Here is a 16904-nt window from a genome sequence, read left to right on the forward strand (position 1 = left end):
CCGCGGCCCCCATGCCCTGCGCGGCGCGGCCGCCTTGCCAAAGAACAGTCTGCAACAGTTGAACGGGGCCCTTGCATGATCCGGCTTGAAAAAAGACCTTCGCCAAGCCGCTTCTGGCAGGCGTCCACGCCCGTGCTGGCGGTGGTGCTCACCATGATCGCGGGCGGGCTCATGTTTGCGGCGCTCGGCAAGAACCCGTTCGAGGCGATCCGCACGATTTTCTGGGACCCGCTGTTCAACCCGCAATTCGCAAGCTATTCGCGGCCTCAACTGCTGGTCAAGGCGGGCCCGCTGATCCTGATTGCCATCGGGCTGTCCTTGGGCTTTCGGGCCGGGATCTGGAACATCGGCGCCGAAGGCCAGTATATCATGGGGGCACTGTTCGGTGCGGGTGTCGGCCTCGCCTTCTATCCTGCCGATCTGTGGTTCATCTTCCCGCTGATGGTGGTGGCAGGTGCCTTCGGAGGCTGGATCTGGGCCATGATCCCCGCCATTCTGCGCACCAAATTCAACACCAATGAAATCCTCGTCAGCCTGCTGATGGTCTATATCGCGCAGAACATCCTGTCGTCGATGTCGCTGGGCCTTCTGCGCAACCCCGAGGGCGGAGGCTTTCCGGGCAGCCGCAACCTCAGCCAATATCCGGCCGCCTCCAATCCCGAACTGATCGCGGGCACCGGCCTGCACTGGGGGGTGATTGCCGCCTTCATGGCGGTGATCGCGGCCTATATCCTGCTTCAGCGCCACATCCTTGGCTTTCACATCAAACTGGCCGGGCAGGCGCCGCGCGCCGCGCGCTATGCCGGGGTGAATCCGACCGGGCTGATCCTGTTGTGCATGGGCATCTCCGGGGCCTTGGCCGGACTCGCCGGCCTGTTCGAGGTCGCGGGTCCCGCCGGACAGATCAGCATCGATTTCAACGTGGGCTACGGCTTTACCGCGATCATCGTGGCCTTTCTGGGGCGGCTGAACCCCATCGGCATCCTGCTCGCCGGGCTGCTGATGGCGCTCACCTATATCGGCGGCGAGCTGGCGCAATTCATGCTGGGCCTGCCCGCGGCGGCGATTCAGGCCTTTCAGGGCATGCTGCTCTTCTTCCTGCTGGCCGTCGATCTGCTCAGCAACTACCGCATTCGCCTTGGCAGCACGAAGGAGGCCATCTGATGTTTGGAGGAATCGATCCGGCTCTGCTGATTTCGGCGCTGATGGTGGCGTCGGTGCCCATCATCCTTGCGGCCATCGGCGAATTGGTTGTCGAGCGCGCCGGGGTGCTCAACCTCGGGGTCGAGGGCATGATGATCATGGGCGCGGTCTGCGGCTTCATCCTCTCCGTGCAAACCGGCAGCGCCTTCATGGGCTTTGTCGGAGGCGCGGTGGGGGGCATGGCGATGGCGCTGATCTTTGGCCTGCTCACGCAATATCTGCTGGCCAATCAGGTGGCCTCAGGGCTCGCGCTCACCTTGTTCGGCTTGGGCTTGTCGTCCTTGATGGGCCAAGGCTTCGTGGGCATCCGCCCGCCTGCCACGGGCGCGGTGCCCTTTGGGCCGCTGGCCGACATCCCCTTCTTAGGGCGCGTCCTGTTCAGCCATGACTGGGTGGTCTACCTCTCCTTGGCCTCGGTCGCCGCGACGTGGTGGGTGCTGCGCTCCACCCGCACCGGCCTCATCCTGCGCGCGGTGGGCGAAAGCCATGATGCCGCGCATGCCCTGGGCTACAAGGTCCGCAAGATCCGCATGTTGGCGATCCTCTTCGGCGGCGCCATGGCAGGCGTCGGCGGCGCCTACATCAGCCTCGTGCGCGTCCCCCAATGGACCGATGGCATCACCGCCGGCGCAGGCTGGATCGCCTTGGCCATCGTGGTCTTCGCGGCATGGCGCCCGTGGCGCGCGCTGATCGGCGCCTATCTTTTCGGCGGAATCTCCGTGCTCCAGCTTAATTTGCAAGCAGCCGGAGCGCGAATCCCGGTCGAATACTTGTCGATGTCGCCGTATCTGATAACCATCCTTGTGCTGGTCATCATGTCCTCGGGGCGCGGAAAGGCCGCACTCAGCGCCCCGGCAAGTCTGGGCAAGAACTTCCACGCCTCACGCTGAGGCATCATCCAAACCGGGGCCGATCAACGGCCCCTTTCAGGGAGACGACAATGAATCGCAGAACACTTCTCGCCACCGCGGCGCTGGGTCTCGGGCTTGCCTTCGGCGGGTCCGCCAGCGCGCAGGGCCTCGACAAGGTCAAGGCCTGCTTCGTTTACGTGGGGCCGATCGGCGATCTGGGCTGGACCTATCAGCACCATCAAGGCGCGCTAGAGCTGGTGGAAACCTATGGCGACAAGGTCGAGATCGCCTTTCAGGAAAACGTGCCGGAAGGCGCCGATGCCGAGCGTGTTCTGACCCAGATGGCCCTGTCAGGCTGCAACATCATCTTCACCACCTCCTTCGGCTACATGGACCCGACGAACAACGTCGCGGCCAAATTCCCCGACATCAAGTTCGAGCACGCCACCGGCTACAAGCGCGAGCATCCGAACGTCTCCACCTACAACGCCCGCTTCTACGAAGGCCGTGCGATTCAGGGCCACATCGCTGGCAAGATGACCAAGACCAACAAGATCGGCTACATCGGCTCTTTCCCGATCCCCGAAGTGGTCATGGGCATCAACAGCTATTACCTGCACGCCAAGAAGGTGAACCCCGATGTCGAACTGTCGGTGGTCTGGGCCTTCACATGGTTTGATCCCGCAAAAGAAGCCGACTCGGCCAAGGCGCTGATCGACCAAGGCGTCGACGTGATCGCCAGCCACACCGATTCGACCGCGCCGCTCGCCGAAGCCGCCAAAACCAACGGCGCCGTCATCGGCTTTGGCCAAGCCTCCGACATGGCCGACTACAAGCCAAGCCCGCGCGTGTCCTCGATCATCGACAATTGGGCCCCCTATTACGTCAAGCGCGTGGGCGAGCTTCTGGACGGCACCTATGAGCAGGTCGACAGCTGGGCAGGCATTCCCGAAGGCGAAGTCGAAATCGGTGAAATCACCGACGCCGTCCCCGCCGAGATCAAGGCCGAGGCCGAGGCGATGCGCGATGCCATCGCAGCGGGCACCTACCACCCCTTCACCGGCCCGATCAACAAACAGGACGGCTCGGTCTGGCTCGCCGAAGGTGCGGTGGCCCCCGATGGCGACCTCTTGGGCATGAACTTCTACATCGAAGGCATTTCGGGCGAAATTCCGAAGTAATCTTCCCTCTGCTCCCGAAAAGGCCCGTGCCACGCACGGGCCTTTTTTGTTGCCCCCTGCCGCAGGGGGACTGCCTTTTCCGGTCTGAACAGGATAGGCACTCTGGCAAACCGGAAGGAGCGCAGATCATGGATGCGGATGTTGTCATCATTGGCGGCGGGATTGCAGGACTCTCGCTGGCGGCACGGCTCGCCCCGTCCCTGTCGGTTGTCTTGCTCGAGGCGGAAGCGGCCTTCGCCCATCACGCATCGGGCCGCTCCGCCGCGCTCTATGAACCCCGCTACGGCAGTCCGGCGGTGGTCGAGCTGTCCTTGGCCTCTGGCGATTTCTTTCGCGCCGCCAAAGGCGTGTTGTCCCCCCGTGGCCTGTTGATGGTCGGGCGCGCCGCCGACGCCGATGCCTTCCGCGCCGACTCGGCCTCCATGGGGCTGTCGCCGATCACAGTGGCCGAAGCCTGCGCCATGGTGCCCATCCTCAACCCCGACAGCGTCGCCTTGGCCGCCCATTCTCCCGACGCATGGGACATCGACACCGATCTCTTGCTGCAAGACTTCGTGCGAACCGCCCGCGCCGCGGGCGCCCGGCTGCACACCCATGCCGCCGTCACCGACATCCGCCGCGCAGGCGGCCTGTGGCATCTGACAACCGCAGCAGGCCCGGTGTCGGCGCGGCTTCTCGTCAACGCGGCCGGCGCATGGGTCGACCAGATCGCCCGGCTGGCAGGCACACAGCCCTTGGGCTTCACCCCCTACCGACGCTCGATGGCGCGCCTTCCGGCACCGGGCGCGCAAGACGTGTCCCGCTGGCCCATGCTCTTCGGGGCCGGGGAGTCATGGTATGCAAAGCCCGACGCAGGCGCCCTGATCGTCTCGCCCGCAGAAGAGCACGCGACCGAACCGCATGATGCCTGGGCCGACGACATGATCCTTGCCGAAGGCCTCGCGCGGTTCGAGCAGATGGTGACCGAACCCGTCACGCGGCTTTTGTCGAACTGGGCGGGCCTGCGCACCTTTGCCCCCGACCGCACGCTGGTGATCGGCCATGATCCGCAGGAGCCCGCGTTCTTCTGGCTGGCCGGCCAAGGCGGACAAGGCTTTCAGTCCTGCCCTGCCGCAAGCCAGCTGGCCGCCGATCTGATCCTCGGCCAAAGCCCGGCACTGTCCGCCGCTCTGGTCGCGGCGGTCTCGCCCGCGCGCTTCGGCGGCAGAGCGCCTGTCCTTAGGGCCGCCGCGCATTTCGACGGGTGACACCCGGCCAGCCTTGCGGCACAGTCGCCCGATGAAACGCGCCCCCTTGCTCCTTGCCGCCTTGTCCCTTGTCGCCCTCTCGCTTGCCGCCTGCGGCGGATCGCGCCCCGCCGCTGTCGCAGGCGCCGCCTCGCCCGTCAGCGGACCGGTCACCGCGCCCAATTTCGGGGATCGCAAACCCCATCCGTGGGACGGCCGTGCGCCCTCTGCCTATGCCGTGCATGGCACCGACACCTCCCGCTACCAGCCCCCGGTGGATTGGGTGACGGCACGCGCCAATGGCATCAACTTCACCTTCATCAAGGCAACCGAAGGCGCCGAGGATGCCGACCCGATGTTCCAGCAGCACTGGACCGCGGCCCGCGCCGCAGGCGTCGCCACCGGCGCCTATCACTTCTGGTATCACTGCGCGCCGGGCCGGGCGCAGGCCCAGAACTTCATCCGCCGGGTCCCCAAGGCCCGCGGCGCGCTGCCACCCGTGCTCGATCTGGAATGGACGCCGTTCTCTCCCACCTGCACCCGGCGGCCGCCACAGGCCGAACTGCTGGCCGAGGCGCAAATCTTCCTCGACACGGTGGCGCGCCATTATGGGCAAATGCCGCTGGTCTATGTCAGCCCCGACATTTTCGCCTCACATGAACTCTGGCGCCTGCGCGGGGTGGAATTCTGGGTCCGGTCTGTCGCCGGACACCCGTCGAAGGTCTATCCGGGCACCCGCTGGACCTTCTGGCAATATTCCGGCACAGGGCAGATCCCGGGCAAGGCCGGAGACGGCGACCTGAACGTCTTTGCAGGCTCCCGCGCCGCCTGGCAGGCCTGGCTGGCGCGGCGCGCGCATCCCTAGAACCGCGCGCCAGCGGTGCCCCCGGGGCTCTGCCCCGGACCCCGGAGTATTTCCGAAAGGTGCAAATCGAAGCCGGGGCTATGCTTGCACCTTTTCCAAATACTCCGGGGGTCCGGGGGCTGGCCCCCGGCCGCGGTGTCAGCCATCGACACGGATGCGGGCATTGGTCGGGTCGAAGGGGCTGTCTTCCACCACCACCGCATCCCATTCCTGCCGCAGGATCTTGACCTTCAGCCGCGTGCCCACCTCGGCCAGATCGGGGCGCACATAGCCCATGCCGATCTGCTTGCCAAAGGCGACCGAATAGCCGCCCGAGGTCAGACGCCCGACCTTTTCGCCGTTGAGGAGCAGCGCCTCCTTGCCCCAAGGATCGGTGTCCTCCGGCCCGTCAATCAGCAGAGTGCAGCATTTTGAGCGGATGCCGGTCGCCAGCATTGCCTCCTTGCCCTGAAACGCCTTGGACAGGTCCACGAAGCGGTCCAGCGCGGCTTCCAGAGGGGTCGCATCGCGCCCCAGCTCATTGCCAAAGGCGCGGTAGGATTTCTCCTGCCGCAGCCAGTTCTGCGCCCGCGCCCCCACCAGCTTCATGCCGTGTTTCTCGCCCGCCTTCAGCAGCAGGTCCCACAGATGGCGCTGCATCTCGATCGGGTGGTGCAGTTCCCAGCCCAGCTCGCCGGTATAGGCCACCCGGATCGCGCGCACCGGCACCATGCCCAGCTCGATGTTGCGCATCGACAGCCACGGAAAGCGCTTGTTCGACAACACCGTCTCCGGATTGGCGTCCTTGACGATTTCCGCCAAGATCTTGCGCGCATTCGGTCCGGCCAGCGCGAAGACGCCCCATTGCGTGGTGACATCATGGATGTCGATATGGCCGAACTCGGGGGCCTTGTCCTGCGCGCATTTGCGCAGGAAATCCGCATCGTAATCGGTCCAGGCCCCGGCCGAGACGAGGTAATATTCGTCCTGTGCCAGCCGCACGATGGTGTATTCGGTGCGGGTGGTGCCGGTGGGGGTCAGCGCATAGGTCAGGTTGATGCGGCCCACGGCGGGCAGCTTGTTGCAGGTGAACCAGTCAAGGAACTGCGTCGCCCCCGGACCGCGCACCAGATGCTTGGTAAAGGCGGTGGCATCGATCAACCCGGCGGTTTCGCGGATCGCCTTGGCCTCTTCCACGGCATATTGCCACCACGCGCCACGGCGGAAGCTGCGGGCATGGTGGTCGAAATCCTCGGGCGCATCCTTGGGGCCGTAATAGATCGGCCGTTCCCAGCCGTTCACCTGACCGAATTGCGCGCCCAGCGCCTTTTGCCGGTCATAGACCGGGGCGGTGCGCAGCGGGCGGCAGGCTTCGCGCTCTTCATCGGGGTGGTGCAGGATGAAGACATGCTCATAGCATTCTTCATTCTTGCGCGCGGCATATTCGGTGGTCATCCACTGGCCATAGCGGCGCGGATCAAGGCTGGCCATGTCGATCTCGGCCTCGCCTTGGGTCATCATCTGCGCCAGATAATAGCCGGTGCCGCCTGCTGCGGTGATGCCAAAGCTGAAGCCTTCGGCGATCCACATGTTGCGCAGCCCCGGCACCGGACCGACCAGCGGGTTGCCATCCGGCGTGTAGCAGATCGGGCCGTTGAAATCGTCCTTCAGCCCCACGGTTTCCGAAGACGGCAGGCGGTGGATCATCGACATGTATTCGCCCTCGATCCGCTCCAGATCCAGCGGGAACAGATCGGCGCGGAAGCTTTGCGGCACGTCATACAGGAACCTTGCGGGCGCATTGCGCTCATAGGGGCCCAGAATCCAGCCCCCGCGTTCCTCGCGCACATACCATTTGGCATCGGCATCGCGCAGCACCGGGTGCTCGGCATTGCCCGCCTTGCGCCAAGCCACCAGCGCCGGATCGGGCTCGGTCACGATATACTGGTGCTCCACCGGGATCGCTGGGATCTTCACGCCCAAAAGCCGCGCGGTGCGTTGGGCGTGGTTGCCCGTCGCGGTGACGACATGCTCGGCCCGGATCTCGAAGGTCTCGTCGCTCGCCACCAGATTGCCGCCCTGCTCCACCATGCGGGCGCAGGTCACGATCCACTCCGACCCGGTCCAGCGATAGCCGTTGACCTGAATCTTGCGCTCGATCGTGGCGCCCAGTTGCCGCGCGCCCTTGGCCATGGCTTGGGTCACATCGGCCGGGTTGATATAGCCGTCCTGCGGGTGGAACAGCGCGCCCACCAGATCTTCGGTGCGCAACAGCGGCCAGCGCTCTTTCATCTCCTTCGGCGTCAGGAATTCGTGATAGACCCCGGCGGTTTCCGCGACGGAAGAGTAAAGCATATACTCGTCCATCCGCTCTTGCCGCTGCGCCATGCGCAGGTTGCCGACCACCGCAAAGCCCGCGTTCAACCCGGTTTCCGCCTCGAGGGATTTGTAGAAATCCACCGAATATTTGTGAATATGCGTGGTGGCATAGCTCATGTTAAACAAGGGCAGCAGCCCGGCGGCGTGCCATGTCGATCCGGCGGTCAGCTCATCGCGCTCCACCAGCATCGTGTCCCAGCCTGCCTTGGCCAAGTGATAGGCGATGCCGTTTCCAACGGCGCCGCCGCCGACAACAAGGGCTTTCACATGCGTTTTCATGGGCAATCTCCGGACTTGGCCTTTGTGCCATCAATGCCTGATCGAGAAAATGGCGGACAAGATCCGCCGACCTTTGGCAGACGAAAACGACATCCTTGATCGAACCCCGGCCTGCCGTTTGCTCCGCCTCATCCGGCCAAAGCTTGGGCGCGGGGCGCTGCAAACCCGCAAAGCGGCATTTTGTTCCGTTGAAATCGCAAAACAAAATCGGGGTCTTTCCGGGAACGTATGCGATGCGGCGGTGTTTGTTGTTCATACCGACGGCACAGAGGGTCGTGCAAAACACCCTCCCCCCGCTGTCTTCGAAAGAACAGGAGACGACCATGAAAAAGCTTTTTGGAACTTCCGCCCTTGTGATGGCTCTCGCTCTGCCGGCCTTCGCGCAGACCGCTGCCACCCCCGCTCCCGATGCAACCGCCCCGATGGCCGCCGATGGCAATATGGCGATGACCTCGCCCTATCTGGAAGGCGTTGACCGTGGCGTGCGCGCCTCCGATTTCATCGGCAAGCGCGTTTACGTGACCGAGCAGGACACCTCGGCCATGTCGACCGACGCCATCGCCGCAGCCGACACCGAATGGGATGACGCTGGCGAGATCTCTGACCTCATCATCTCGCTGAACGGCGATGCCGAGGCCGTGCTGGTCGATTTCGGCGGCTTCCTCGGGATTGGCGAAAAGACCGTCGCCCTGTCGCTGTCCAACCTCGTGATGGTGCCGGACTCGAACAGCCCCGATGACTACTTCATCGTGTTCCACGGCACCAAGGAAGCGCTGGAAGCCGCGCCGGAATTCAACCCGGACATGGTGTTTGAAGCTTCGGCCGTTGACAACACCGCCGTGGCAACCGATGGCATGACGGCAACCGCACCAGCCGCTGATGGCATGGCCACCACCGCTCCGGCTGCGGATGGCATGACCGCAACCGCTCCGGCCGCAACGGCTCCGGCAGATGGCACGATGGCCGCTGATGGCACCATGGCTGCCGAAGGCACCTACACCGATGGCGGCATGGCCGACTTCAGCGTGATGGCCGAGAACGACCTGATCGGCAAGCGCGTGGTGGGTGCCAATGACGAAGACGTCGGCGAAATCAGCGCCGTGGCCGTGGGTGCCAATGGTGCGATCGAAGGCGCCATCGTTGACGTGGGCGGCTTCCTCGGGATTGGCGAGCGTCGCGTGTCGCTCGGCTCGGATGCTCTGACCACCGTGGTGGATGCTGACGGCACCGTGGACCACTTCCGTGTGACCATGACCCAAGAGCAGCTGGAAGCTCTGCCCGAATATCAGGGCTGATCTGCCTCTGTAACCTTACAGAAACGCACAGTGGGCGGGGTGGCTTTGGCCACCTCGCCTTCTTTTTATCCCCGCCGCGCCCTTTGGCCCAAGGCCGCGGTGCCAGCAAAGATCACCGCCGCCACCACAATGATCGACGGCCCCGCCGGCGTGTCCTGCCACAGCGACAGTTGCAGCCCGCCCAGCGCCGACAGCGCGCCGATCCCCACCGCCAAAGCCGCCATCGCTTCGGGCGTCCGCGACAGGGCACGGGCCGCAGCCGCCGGAACGATCAGCATGGCCGCAATCAGCAGCGCGCCAACCACCTTGATGGCCACCGCCACCACAATGGCAAGCGCTACCGTCAGCACAAGCCGCTCGCGGTCCGGGTTCAGGCCGCTGGCATGGGCCAGATCCTCGTTCAGCGTCGCGGTCAAAAGCGCCTGCCAGCGCCACGCCAGCAAGCCCAGCACCACCACGGCGCCGCCCCAGACAAAGGCAAGGTCGCCCCGGCTGACCGCCAGAATATCCCCGAACAGCCACGCCGAAAGATCCGTGCGCACGCCCGGCACGAAAGACACGGCGACAAGTCCAAAGGCCAGCGCCGAATGCGCCAGAACGCCCAAAGTGGTGTCCATGGTCCAGCCTTTCGCCGCCAGCGTTGCCACGGTCACGGCCATGGCCAAGGACACCACCATGATGCCAAACCCCACCGGCACATCGGTCGCAAGCGCCAAGGCCACGCCCAGAATGGCCGCATGCGCCGTCGCATCCCCGAAATAGGCCATGCGCCGCCAGACCACGAAAGATCCCAAAGGCCCGGTCGCCAAGGAAAGCCCCACCCCGGCAAGGGCGGCGCGGGTCAGAAAATCGTCAAGCATGGCTGTGATCACGGTCATGAGAATGGGGGTGGGCATGGTCGTGGTGATGCCCATGGTCATGGTCATGGTCATGTCCATGGTCATGCACGTGCTGATACAGCGCCAAGGCTCCCTTGGTGCCCAGCCCGAACAGGGCGCGATACTCGGGCGCCGACGAAACCACATGCGGCGTGCCTTCACAGCAGACATGGCCGTTCAGGCAGATCACCCGGTCGCTCGCGGCCATCACCACATGCAGATCATGGCTCACCATGAGCACCGCCGCCCCCGATGTGGCCCGCACATCCTCGATCAGCTGGTAAAATCCGGCCTCGCCCGGCTGATCCAGACCCTGCGTCGGCTCATCCAGCACCAGAAGCTGCGGATCAGACAACAGCGCCCGCGCCAACAAGACCCGCTGCAACTGCCCGCCCGACAAGTTGGCCATTTGCACCGCTTCCACCGCAGGCACGCCCACCCGGGCCAGCGCGCGGCTGGCCGCCGCGTCCTCCACCCGCACCGGCAAAGACAGGAACCGCCGCACCGTCATCGGCAAGCTGCGGTCCAGCGCCAGACGCTGCGGCACATAGCCGATCCGCAGCCCTGCGGCCCGCTGCACCTGCCCTTGCGCCACCGGGACGATCCCCAGCAAAGCCCGCAACAGCGTCGACTTGCCAGACCCGTTCGGGCCAACGATGGTCACGATCTCGCCCTGCTGCACCGCCATCGACACATTGTGCAGCACCTCGCTGCCGCCAAAACGAACGCAGATCTTCTCCGCCGCGATCAGGCTCATTTCGCCGTGTCCCGGCAGGCCGGGCACAGGCCCAAGGCTTCGATGTTCGACCGCTCCACCACGAACCCAATGGCAGCCGCCGCCGTGTCAAGCGCCGCCCGCACCGGGGCCGCCGGGGCCTCGGCCACAGTGTCGCAGGCCTTGCAGATCAGAAAGGCGGGCGCATGCGCCTCGCCCGGATGCATGCAGGCGGCAAAGGCATTCAGACGGCGGATGCGATGGGCAAACCCCTGCTCCACCAGAAACTCCAAGGCCCGATAGGCCACGGGCGGCTGATTGCCGAAGCCGTCGGCGGCCAGCCTTTGCAACACGTCATAGGCCCCCATCGCCTTATGATTCTCCAACAGAATCTCCAGCACGCGCTTCCGCACCGGGGTCATCCGTGCGCCCGAGGCCGCCGCCAGCGTCTCGGCCCGCGCCAAGACATCCGCCGCGCAATGGCTGTGGTCATGCCGCGCAAAGGCCAGATCGGGGCTCGCGCAGCCGGGGCAATCCTCGTCATGCACATGCGCGCCGGAAGCAGGATCATGGGGCATGGCGGGCTCCTCGTGGGTTGACCGGTTATGATATAACATACATAAGGCGCGAAACGATGTTCAGAAAGGCCTGCAAGATGCGTTATATCATATCCCTCCTCTTGGCCAGCACCGCCCTTCCTGCGCTCGCCGATGTGCCACGCGTCGTCACCGATATCCCGCCGGTGCATGCGATTGCGGCACAGGTGATGGGTGATCTTGGCCAGCCAGAGCTGTTGCTGGACCGGGGCGCCAATGCCCACAACTACCAGCTGCGCCCCAGTCAGGCCGCAAGCCTTGCCGATGCAGGGCTGGTGGTCTGGGTCGGCCCCGAGATGACACCGTGGATGGAGCGTGCGCTCGACGGCTTGTCCCCCGATGTGCCACGTCTGTCCTTGCTGAACGCCGAAGGCACGCTGCGCCGCGACTATGGCGATGACAGCGCCCATGACCACGCGGACCACGCCGGACATGACCACGGCGACGAAGCCAAGGCCGCAGGTCACGACCACGACCACGATCATGACCATGACCATGACCATGACCACGATCACGCGGAAGCAGCCAAGGCCGAAGACCACGCTCACGACGATCATGCGGGGCATGACCACGCCGCACATGACCACGACAGCCATGACCACGAAGGGCACACGCATTCCGGGGTTGACCCGCATGCTTGGCTGGACCCGGCCAATGCCAAGGTCTGGGCCGGGGCCATCGCGGCGGAATTGTCGCGCCTTGATCCGGAAAACGCCGCCACCTATGCCGCGAATGCGGCGGCGGCACAGGCGCGCATCGACGCGCTGGATGCCGAGCTTGCTGCGCAACTGGCCCCCGTCGCGGACAAGCCCTTTGTGGTTTACCACGACGCTTATGGCTATTTCACCAGCCACTACGGGCTGACCATGGCCGGCGCGGTGGCGCTGGGTGATGCCAGTTCACCGGGGGCCGCGCGCCTGCGCGAATTGTCGGCCACGGTCGCAGAGGGTGGCGCGCTCTGCCTCTTCCCCGAGGCACAGCACGATCCGGCACTGGTGACCCAAATGGCCGAAGGCACGGCGGCGCGGGTCGGCGCGGCGCTGGACCCAGAGGGCAGCACGATCGACGCCGGGCCGGATGCCTATGACGCGCTGCTGCGCGCCTTGGCTAGCAATCTGGTGGCCTGCCTGAACGGCTGAAGGCCACGGAGCACAACAAAAGGCCGGGGACAGCCCCGGCCTTTTTTCGTTGGGGGCCTAGCCTTCCACCCCGCCTGTCCCGGTCGCCCGGAACCAGCGGATGATGGCAAGCCGCTCTTCCGGCTCCATATAGCTCAGGTTTCCGGGCGGCATCGCATGGCTCACACCCGCCTGCAGATAGATCCGCCGCGCCTCATGCGCGATCTGCGCCTCGGTTTCCAGCACCAACCCTTTGGGCGGCCAGACCATGCCCTCCCAATTCGGCTCGGCCGCATGGCACATGCTGCACCGCCCCTGCACGATACCGACCACATCCTCGAACCCGGGGGCGGCCGCGTGTTGCAAGGCGGTGCCGGTCAGCGCCGCCTCGGCCTCTGGCACGCTGCGCAGCGGCGCGGTGGACAGCCAGGCGATCACCAGAAACAGGATCGCCGTCACACCCCACGTCCAATGCGGATTGCCCTTGCGCGCATGCTTGGTGTTGAACCAATGCCGGATCGTCACCCCCATCAGGAACACAAGGCTGGCGATGATCCAGTTGTATTGCGTCGCAAACACCAGCGGATAGTGGTTCGACAGCATCAGGAACAGCACCGGCAGCGTCAGATAGTTGTTATGTGTGCTGCGCTGCTTGGCGATCTTGCCATATTTCGCATCCGGCGTGCGCCCGGCCTTCAGATCCGCCACCACGATGCGCTGGTTCGGCATGATGATCATGAACACATTGGCAGACATGATGGTGGCGGTGAACGCGCCAAGGTGCAAAAGCGCCGCACGGCCAGAAAACACCTGCGTGTAAAACCACGACATCCCCACCAGCACGGCAAACAGCGCCACCATCAGCACCGTCTGATCGGCATTCACGAAAACCCGACACAGCGTGTTATAGGCCAGCCAACCAAAGGCAAGCGAGGCCAGCGAAATCGCCACCGCCTGCCACACCTGCAGATCCATCACCGTCGGATCGATCAGGAACATCTCGGCGCCCAGATAGTAGACCAGCACCAGCATCGCAAAGCCCGAAAGCCATGTGGCATAGCTCTCCCATTTGAACCAAGTCAGATGCTCGGGCATCATCGCAGGGGCCACCAGATATTTCTGGATGTGGTAGAACCCGCCGCCATGCACCTGCCATTCCTCCCCATGCGCGAGGGGCGGCAGGCTCGGCGTCTTGCGCAGGCCAAGATCCAGCGCGACGAAATAGAACGAAGACCCGATCCATGCGATGGCGGTGATCACGTGCAACCAGCGCACCCCGATCTCGACCCACTCCCACATCACCGCCAGATCATACATCAGCCGTCTCCCTGCTTCTCTTTGGCGCAAACGCTATACCGCCGAAACATCTTCTGTTAATCCAAAGAAATGCCGGATCACTTTCAATTCGTGCGATATAATTGGATGTGCCCAGATGTCCTACGTCAACACCATCCGCATGTTTGTCCGTGTCTATGAATTGGGCAGCATGAGCGGCGCCGCCCGCGACCAGCGCACCTCGCCCGCGGTGGCTTCGGCGCGAATCTCCGAACTGGAAAAGCATCTCGGCGTGCGCCTGTTCAACCGCACCACCCGCAGCCTGCAACCCACCGAAAACGGGCGGATCTTCTACGAAGGCGCGGTGCGCATTCTCGAAGCGATCGAAGATGCCGAAGCCGCGGTGATGGATGTCACCCAAAACCCGCGCGGCACCATCTTTGTCGCGGCCCCCCTTGGCATCGGCCGCCGCTTCATTGCCCCGCATGTGCCCGCCTTCAAGGATCTCTACCCCCTGATCGACGTGCGTCTGCGCCTGTCTGACAGAGGCGTGGATGTGGTCAGCGAAGGCATCGACGTGGCCTTCCATCAGGGCATTCTGGAAGACAGCACCTTGAAGGTGCGCCTGATCGCCGATTGTCACCGGGTGCTCTGCGCCGCACCCGCCTATATCGCCCGGCGCGGCATGCCCGAAGACGGCGCGGCACTGGTGCGGGACCGCCATGATTGCCTGAACCTGCGATACCCCGGCGCCAAGGAGTTTCAATGGACCCTGACAACCCCCGAAGGCCCACGCCGATTTGAAATCTCTGGCCCCTATGAATCCGATGATGGCGATGTGCTCACGCAATGGGCGCTCAGCGGCCGCGGGATCGTGATGAAGCCGCAATTCGAGGTGGCCGAGCATTTGCGCTCGGGCGCGCTGGTGCCGGTGGCCACAGCCACGCCGCCGATCTCGGTGCAATTGTCCAGCCTCAGCCAGCACCGCCGCCTGAAAGACCCCAAGGTGCGGCTTTTCACCGATTACATGGCCGCGCGGATCAAGGAAGAGTTGCGCCGCGCCATCGACGGCCCCTCCCCATAAAAACGCCCGCGCGGTGCGGCGCGGGCGTTCAAAACCTTCAAAGCGTTCAGGTCAACTTACTGAATCTGCTGACCGTTCACAAAGATCGACCCGCCTTCACGCGCCTCGATCTTCGATGTCAGCACATCATCCCCGGCGGATTGGCCGAACATCGCCATCATCATGCGGGCGCCCATGGCATCTTCCTCGGTCATGACGCCCAGTTTGATCAGCGCATCAATCACCTTGTTGCCGCCTTCCAGACGCACATCCGCCGTGCCCACCGGCAGCGGCGGGCCACCCATCGCCACCATCGAATTGTCAAAGGTAAAGGCGCCAGACCCGGTCGCCGTGGCGCCCAAAGCCTTGATCGCCAGCGTGCGGATGTCCAGGCTCTGCACCTCTGGCGTCGTCGTCGGGGCCGTGCCGGTTTCCGCGGAAGCCATCAGGTCCAGCACATCGATCTTGGCGGTGCCGCCCAGATCCAGCGCCACATCCAGCGGGCCGCGCTCCAGCACTGCGTCCGGGTCGATCATGCCCCAGGCCGCCTCGTCAAACACCAGATTTTCCAGCTTCAGCTCAAAGCCATAGTCTCCGGCCGTCTCGCCGGTGACCAAGGGCATCCCAAAGCCAAAGACAAAGGCATCCGTGGTGGCATTCACAGGGGCGGGCGTCATCGGTGGCCGCAAGGTCAGCGCCATGCCCTCCACGCTGGTGGCCACGTCAAACACGTCCTTGTTGGCGACCACCGTGGTTGTCCCCGGCTCCGACGAAAACGCAAGGCTCATCGGCATCATCGGATTGCTGTCCGCGATATCGCCTTTGGAAACGCCCTGCGTCGCCTCGAAATCCAGCCCAAGCCCTCCGCGCACTGCGGCAATAAAGCCCGCGCTGTCTTGCAGCGACAGCAGGTCAAGCCCTTCGGGCAGGGTGATCTCGCCGCTCAGCGCCAGATCCTCCGTGTCGCTGGTCTGCGCGCCATCGATGCCAAGCGCGGGGTCTTTCTGGTTGATGGCGTAAAGCAGCCGGTCCACCGACATCTCAACCCCCAGCGCCTCAAGCCCGCGGGTGTAGCGTCCTGCCAAGGCGACCATGTCAAAGGTGCCGTCAAAGCTGCTGTCGCCCTCCACCACATTCACCACGGCCTTCAGGCTGTCGGCGTCGATGCCATAGCCCAGACCGCCCGCATCCTCAAAGGCGCTGATCGAAAGCGCCTCATGGGTGATGACCACGGTGCCGGGCCCGCTGTTCTGCACCTTGATCTCGCCGGGGAAGAAGGCCACGCTGCCATCGTCTTGCTCAACAATGGACACGTCCGAGATGGTGGCAATCGCGGCCTCTCCGGCCGGCGCGATGCTGACGCCGTTCAACGTCAGCTCGCCATCGCCGGGAACCTCCGTCGCCGCCGTGATCGTCATGCCGCCGGCAACCGCCGCCGCCTGCAAATCCGCCCAGACCTGATCAACCGTCAGCGCCGCATGCGCCGTGCCGCTCATCAAGAACGCCATCACGGGCGCCGTCATCAATACCTTGGACCTGAACATCCCATTCTCCCGAAAAAGCACTTTCATTGTCGCAAGACAGAACCGCTTTTGGGCCTTAAGTGCAAGGTGAGGTTTCAGATACCTTGGGCGGAAGTCCTCTCAGCTGCCGCGATAGGTCGAATAGGCAAAGGGCGAGATCAGCAAAGGCACATGATAGTGCTGCTCGGCATCCGGCACCCCGAAACGGATCGGAATTTCGTTTAAAAACAATACGTCACCCGTCGCCTGCCCGGTTTCGCGCAGGTAATCCCCGGCAAAGAACACCAGTTCATAAGTGCCCGCCTTCAGCGCCTCGCCCGACAGAAGCGGCGCATCCGTGCGCCCGTCGCTGTTGGTCACAACCTCGGCAACTTTCTTGTGCGCATTGCCACTGACCCGGTAAAGCCAGATCTTCACGCCTGCCGCCGGTTTGCCGCGCGCCGTATCCAGCACATGCGTTGAAAGCCGTCCCATCGCC

At 64.3% G+C, this 16904-nt stretch carries 15 protein-coding genes; 8 read left to right on the forward strand and 7 right to left on the reverse strand.

What is annotated here, in order from left to right:
- Positions 1-75: 75 nt before the first annotated feature.
- The 5 genes from CUR21_RS06110 (at position 76) to CUR21_RS06130 (ending at position 5326) form a co-directional block, all read left to right on the forward strand.
- Positions 76-1164 carry an ABC transporter permease gene (locus tag CUR21_RS06110; protein WP_100196141.1) on the forward strand — a complete coding sequence of 363 codons (1089 nt, stop codon included), beginning with the start codon at positions 76-78 and terminating at the stop codon, positions 1162-1164.
- Positions 1164-2093, forward strand: coding sequence for an ABC transporter permease (locus CUR21_RS06115; protein ID WP_100196142.1), 930 nt, complete (start codon positions 1164-1166; stop codon positions 2091-2093). The genes CUR21_RS06110 and CUR21_RS06115 overlap by 1 nt, the downstream gene beginning before the upstream one ends.
- Before the next feature lie 50 nt (positions 2094-2143).
- The gene (locus CUR21_RS06120) at positions 2144-3235 is read left to right on the forward strand and encodes a BMP family ABC transporter substrate-binding protein (RefSeq protein WP_100196143.1); all 1092 of its coding nucleotides are present in this window, start codon (positions 2144-2146) and stop codon (positions 3233-3235) included.
- A gap of 128 nt (positions 3236-3363) precedes the next feature.
- Positions 3364-4482 carry an FAD-binding oxidoreductase gene (locus tag CUR21_RS06125; protein WP_100196144.1) on the forward strand — a complete coding sequence of 373 codons (1119 nt, stop codon included), beginning with the start codon at positions 3364-3366 and terminating at the stop codon, positions 4480-4482.
- Between the two features lie 31 nt (positions 4483-4513).
- Complete coding sequence (locus CUR21_RS06130) at positions 4514-5326, forward strand: GH25 family lysozyme (protein WP_100196145.1); 813 nt, start codon at positions 4514-4516, stop codon at positions 5324-5326.
- Between the two features lie 138 nt (positions 5327-5464).
- Here the strand turns inward: CUR21_RS06130 and CUR21_RS06135 are convergent, their stop codons facing one another.
- On the reverse strand, positions 5465-7963 hold the full coding sequence (locus CUR21_RS06135) for an FAD-dependent oxidoreductase (RefSeq protein ID WP_100196146.1): 2499 nt from the start codon (positions 7961-7963) through the stop codon (positions 5465-5467).
- Between the two features lie 323 nt (positions 7964-8286).
- Here CUR21_RS06135 and CUR21_RS06140 point away from each other — a divergent pair, with 323 nt between their 5' ends.
- Complete coding sequence (locus tag CUR21_RS06140) at positions 8287-9258, forward strand: PRC-barrel domain-containing protein (RefSeq protein WP_198431636.1); 972 nt, start codon at positions 8287-8289, stop codon at positions 9256-9258.
- A gap of 65 nt (positions 9259-9323) precedes the next feature.
- Here CUR21_RS06140 and CUR21_RS06145 read toward each other — a convergent pair whose 3' ends face one another.
- Genes CUR21_RS06145 through CUR21_RS06155 form a run of 3 tightly spaced genes read right to left on the reverse strand, consistent with a single transcriptional unit; the run spans position 9324 to position 11429 of the window.
- Positions 9324-10118, reverse strand: a complete 795-nt coding sequence (locus CUR21_RS06145; protein WP_100196761.1) for an iron chelate uptake ABC transporter family permease subunit — start codon at positions 10116-10118, stop codon at positions 9324-9326.
- Positions 10111-10893: a metal ABC transporter ATP-binding protein gene (locus CUR21_RS06150; RefSeq protein WP_100196148.1), complete on the reverse strand. Its 783-nt coding sequence runs from the start codon at positions 10891-10893 to the stop codon at positions 10111-10113. The genes CUR21_RS06145 and CUR21_RS06150 overlap by 8 nt, the downstream gene beginning before the upstream one ends.
- A complete protein-coding gene (locus CUR21_RS06155) occupies positions 10890-11429 on the reverse strand; it encodes a transcriptional repressor (RefSeq protein WP_100196149.1) in 540 nt (179 codons plus the stop codon). The genes CUR21_RS06150 and CUR21_RS06155 overlap by 4 nt, the downstream gene beginning before the upstream one ends.
- 77 nt (positions 11430-11506) lie before the next feature.
- On the opposite strand from CUR21_RS06155, the gene CUR21_RS06160 reads away from it, so the two are divergent.
- Entirely contained in the window at positions 11507-12586 is a 1080-nt protein-coding gene (locus CUR21_RS06160; protein ID WP_100196150.1) for a zinc ABC transporter substrate-binding protein, read from the forward strand.
- Between the two features lie 57 nt (positions 12587-12643).
- Here the strand turns inward: CUR21_RS06160 and CUR21_RS06165 are convergent, their stop codons facing one another.
- On the reverse strand, positions 12644-13882 hold the full coding sequence (locus CUR21_RS06165; RefSeq protein WP_100196151.1) for a urate hydroxylase PuuD: 1239 nt from the start codon (positions 13880-13882) through the stop codon (positions 12644-12646).
- A gap of 115 nt (positions 13883-13997) precedes the next feature.
- Between CUR21_RS06165 and CUR21_RS06170 the strand changes: the two genes are divergently transcribed.
- A complete protein-coding gene (locus tag CUR21_RS06170; protein ID WP_100196152.1) occupies positions 13998-14924 on the forward strand; it encodes a LysR family transcriptional regulator in 927 nt (308 codons plus the stop codon).
- Positions 14925-14980: 56 nt separating this feature from the next.
- Here the strand turns inward: CUR21_RS06170 and CUR21_RS06175 are convergent, their stop codons facing one another.
- Both CUR21_RS06175 and uraH read right to left on the reverse strand, forming a co-directional pair.
- Complete coding sequence (locus CUR21_RS06175; RefSeq protein ID WP_157791952.1) at positions 14981-16426, reverse strand: hypothetical protein; 1446 nt, start codon at positions 16424-16426, stop codon at positions 14981-14983.
- Between the two features lie 120 nt (positions 16427-16546).
- Positions 16547-16900 carry a hydroxyisourate hydrolase gene (uraH, locus tag CUR21_RS06180; protein WP_100196154.1) on the reverse strand — a complete coding sequence of 118 codons (354 nt, stop codon included), beginning with the start codon at positions 16898-16900 and terminating at the stop codon, positions 16547-16549.
- Between the last annotated feature and the right edge of the window lie 4 nt (positions 16901-16904).

Origin of the sequence: Pseudorhodobacter sp. MZDSW-24AT (assembly GCF_002794355.1) — a bacterium.
Taxonomy (GTDB): Bacteria; Pseudomonadota; Alphaproteobacteria; order Rhodobacterales; family Rhodobacteraceae; genus Pseudotabrizicola.

Coding starts and splice junctions, on each gene's coding strand:
- CUR21_RS06170 (WP_100196152.1), top strand. CDS start 13,998: ATGTCCTACGTCAACACCATCCGCATGTTTGTCCGTGTCTATGAATTG.
- CUR21_RS06165 (WP_100196151.1), bottom strand. CDS start 13,882: ATGTATGATCTGGCGGTGATGTGGGAGTGGGTCGAGATCGGGGTGCGC.
- CUR21_RS06110 (WP_100196141.1), top strand. CDS start 76: ATGATCCGGCTTGAAAAAAGACCTTCGCCAAGCCGCTTCTGGCAGGCG.
- CUR21_RS06155 (WP_100196149.1), bottom strand. CDS start 11,429: ATGCCCCATGATCCTGCTTCCGGCGCGCATGTGCATGACGAGGATTGC.
- CUR21_RS06135 (WP_100196146.1), bottom strand. CDS start 7,963: ATGAAAACGCATGTGAAAGCCCTTGTTGTCGGCGGCGGCGCCGTTGGA.
- CUR21_RS06125 (WP_100196144.1), top strand. CDS start 3,364: ATGGATGCGGATGTTGTCATCATTGGCGGCGGGATTGCAGGACTCTCG.
- CUR21_RS06130 (WP_100196145.1), top strand. CDS start 4,514: ATGAAACGCGCCCCCTTGCTCCTTGCCGCCTTGTCCCTTGTCGCCCTC.
- CUR21_RS06145 (WP_100196761.1), bottom strand. CDS start 10,118: ATGCTTGACGATTTTCTGACCCGCGCCGCCCTTGCCGGGGTGGGGCTT.
- CUR21_RS06120 (WP_100196143.1), top strand. CDS start 2,144: ATGAATCGCAGAACACTTCTCGCCACCGCGGCGCTGGGTCTCGGGCTT.
- CUR21_RS06150 (WP_100196148.1), bottom strand. CDS start 10,893: ATGAGCCTGATCGCGGCGGAGAAGATCTGCGTTCGTTTTGGCGGCAGC.
- CUR21_RS06115 (WP_100196142.1), top strand. CDS start 1,164: ATGTTTGGAGGAATCGATCCGGCTCTGCTGATTTCGGCGCTGATGGTG.
- CUR21_RS06140 (WP_198431636.1), top strand. CDS start 8,287: ATGAAAAAGCTTTTTGGAACTTCCGCCCTTGTGATGGCTCTCGCTCTG.
- CUR21_RS06175 (WP_157791952.1), bottom strand. CDS start 16,426: ATGACGGCGCCCGTGATGGCGTTCTTGATGAGCGGCACGGCGCATGCG.
- uraH (WP_100196154.1), bottom strand. CDS start 16,900: ATGGGACGGCTTTCAACGCATGTGCTGGATACGGCGCGCGGCAAACCG.
- CUR21_RS06160 (WP_100196150.1), top strand. CDS start 11,507: ATGCGTTATATCATATCCCTCCTCTTGGCCAGCACCGCCCTTCCTGCG.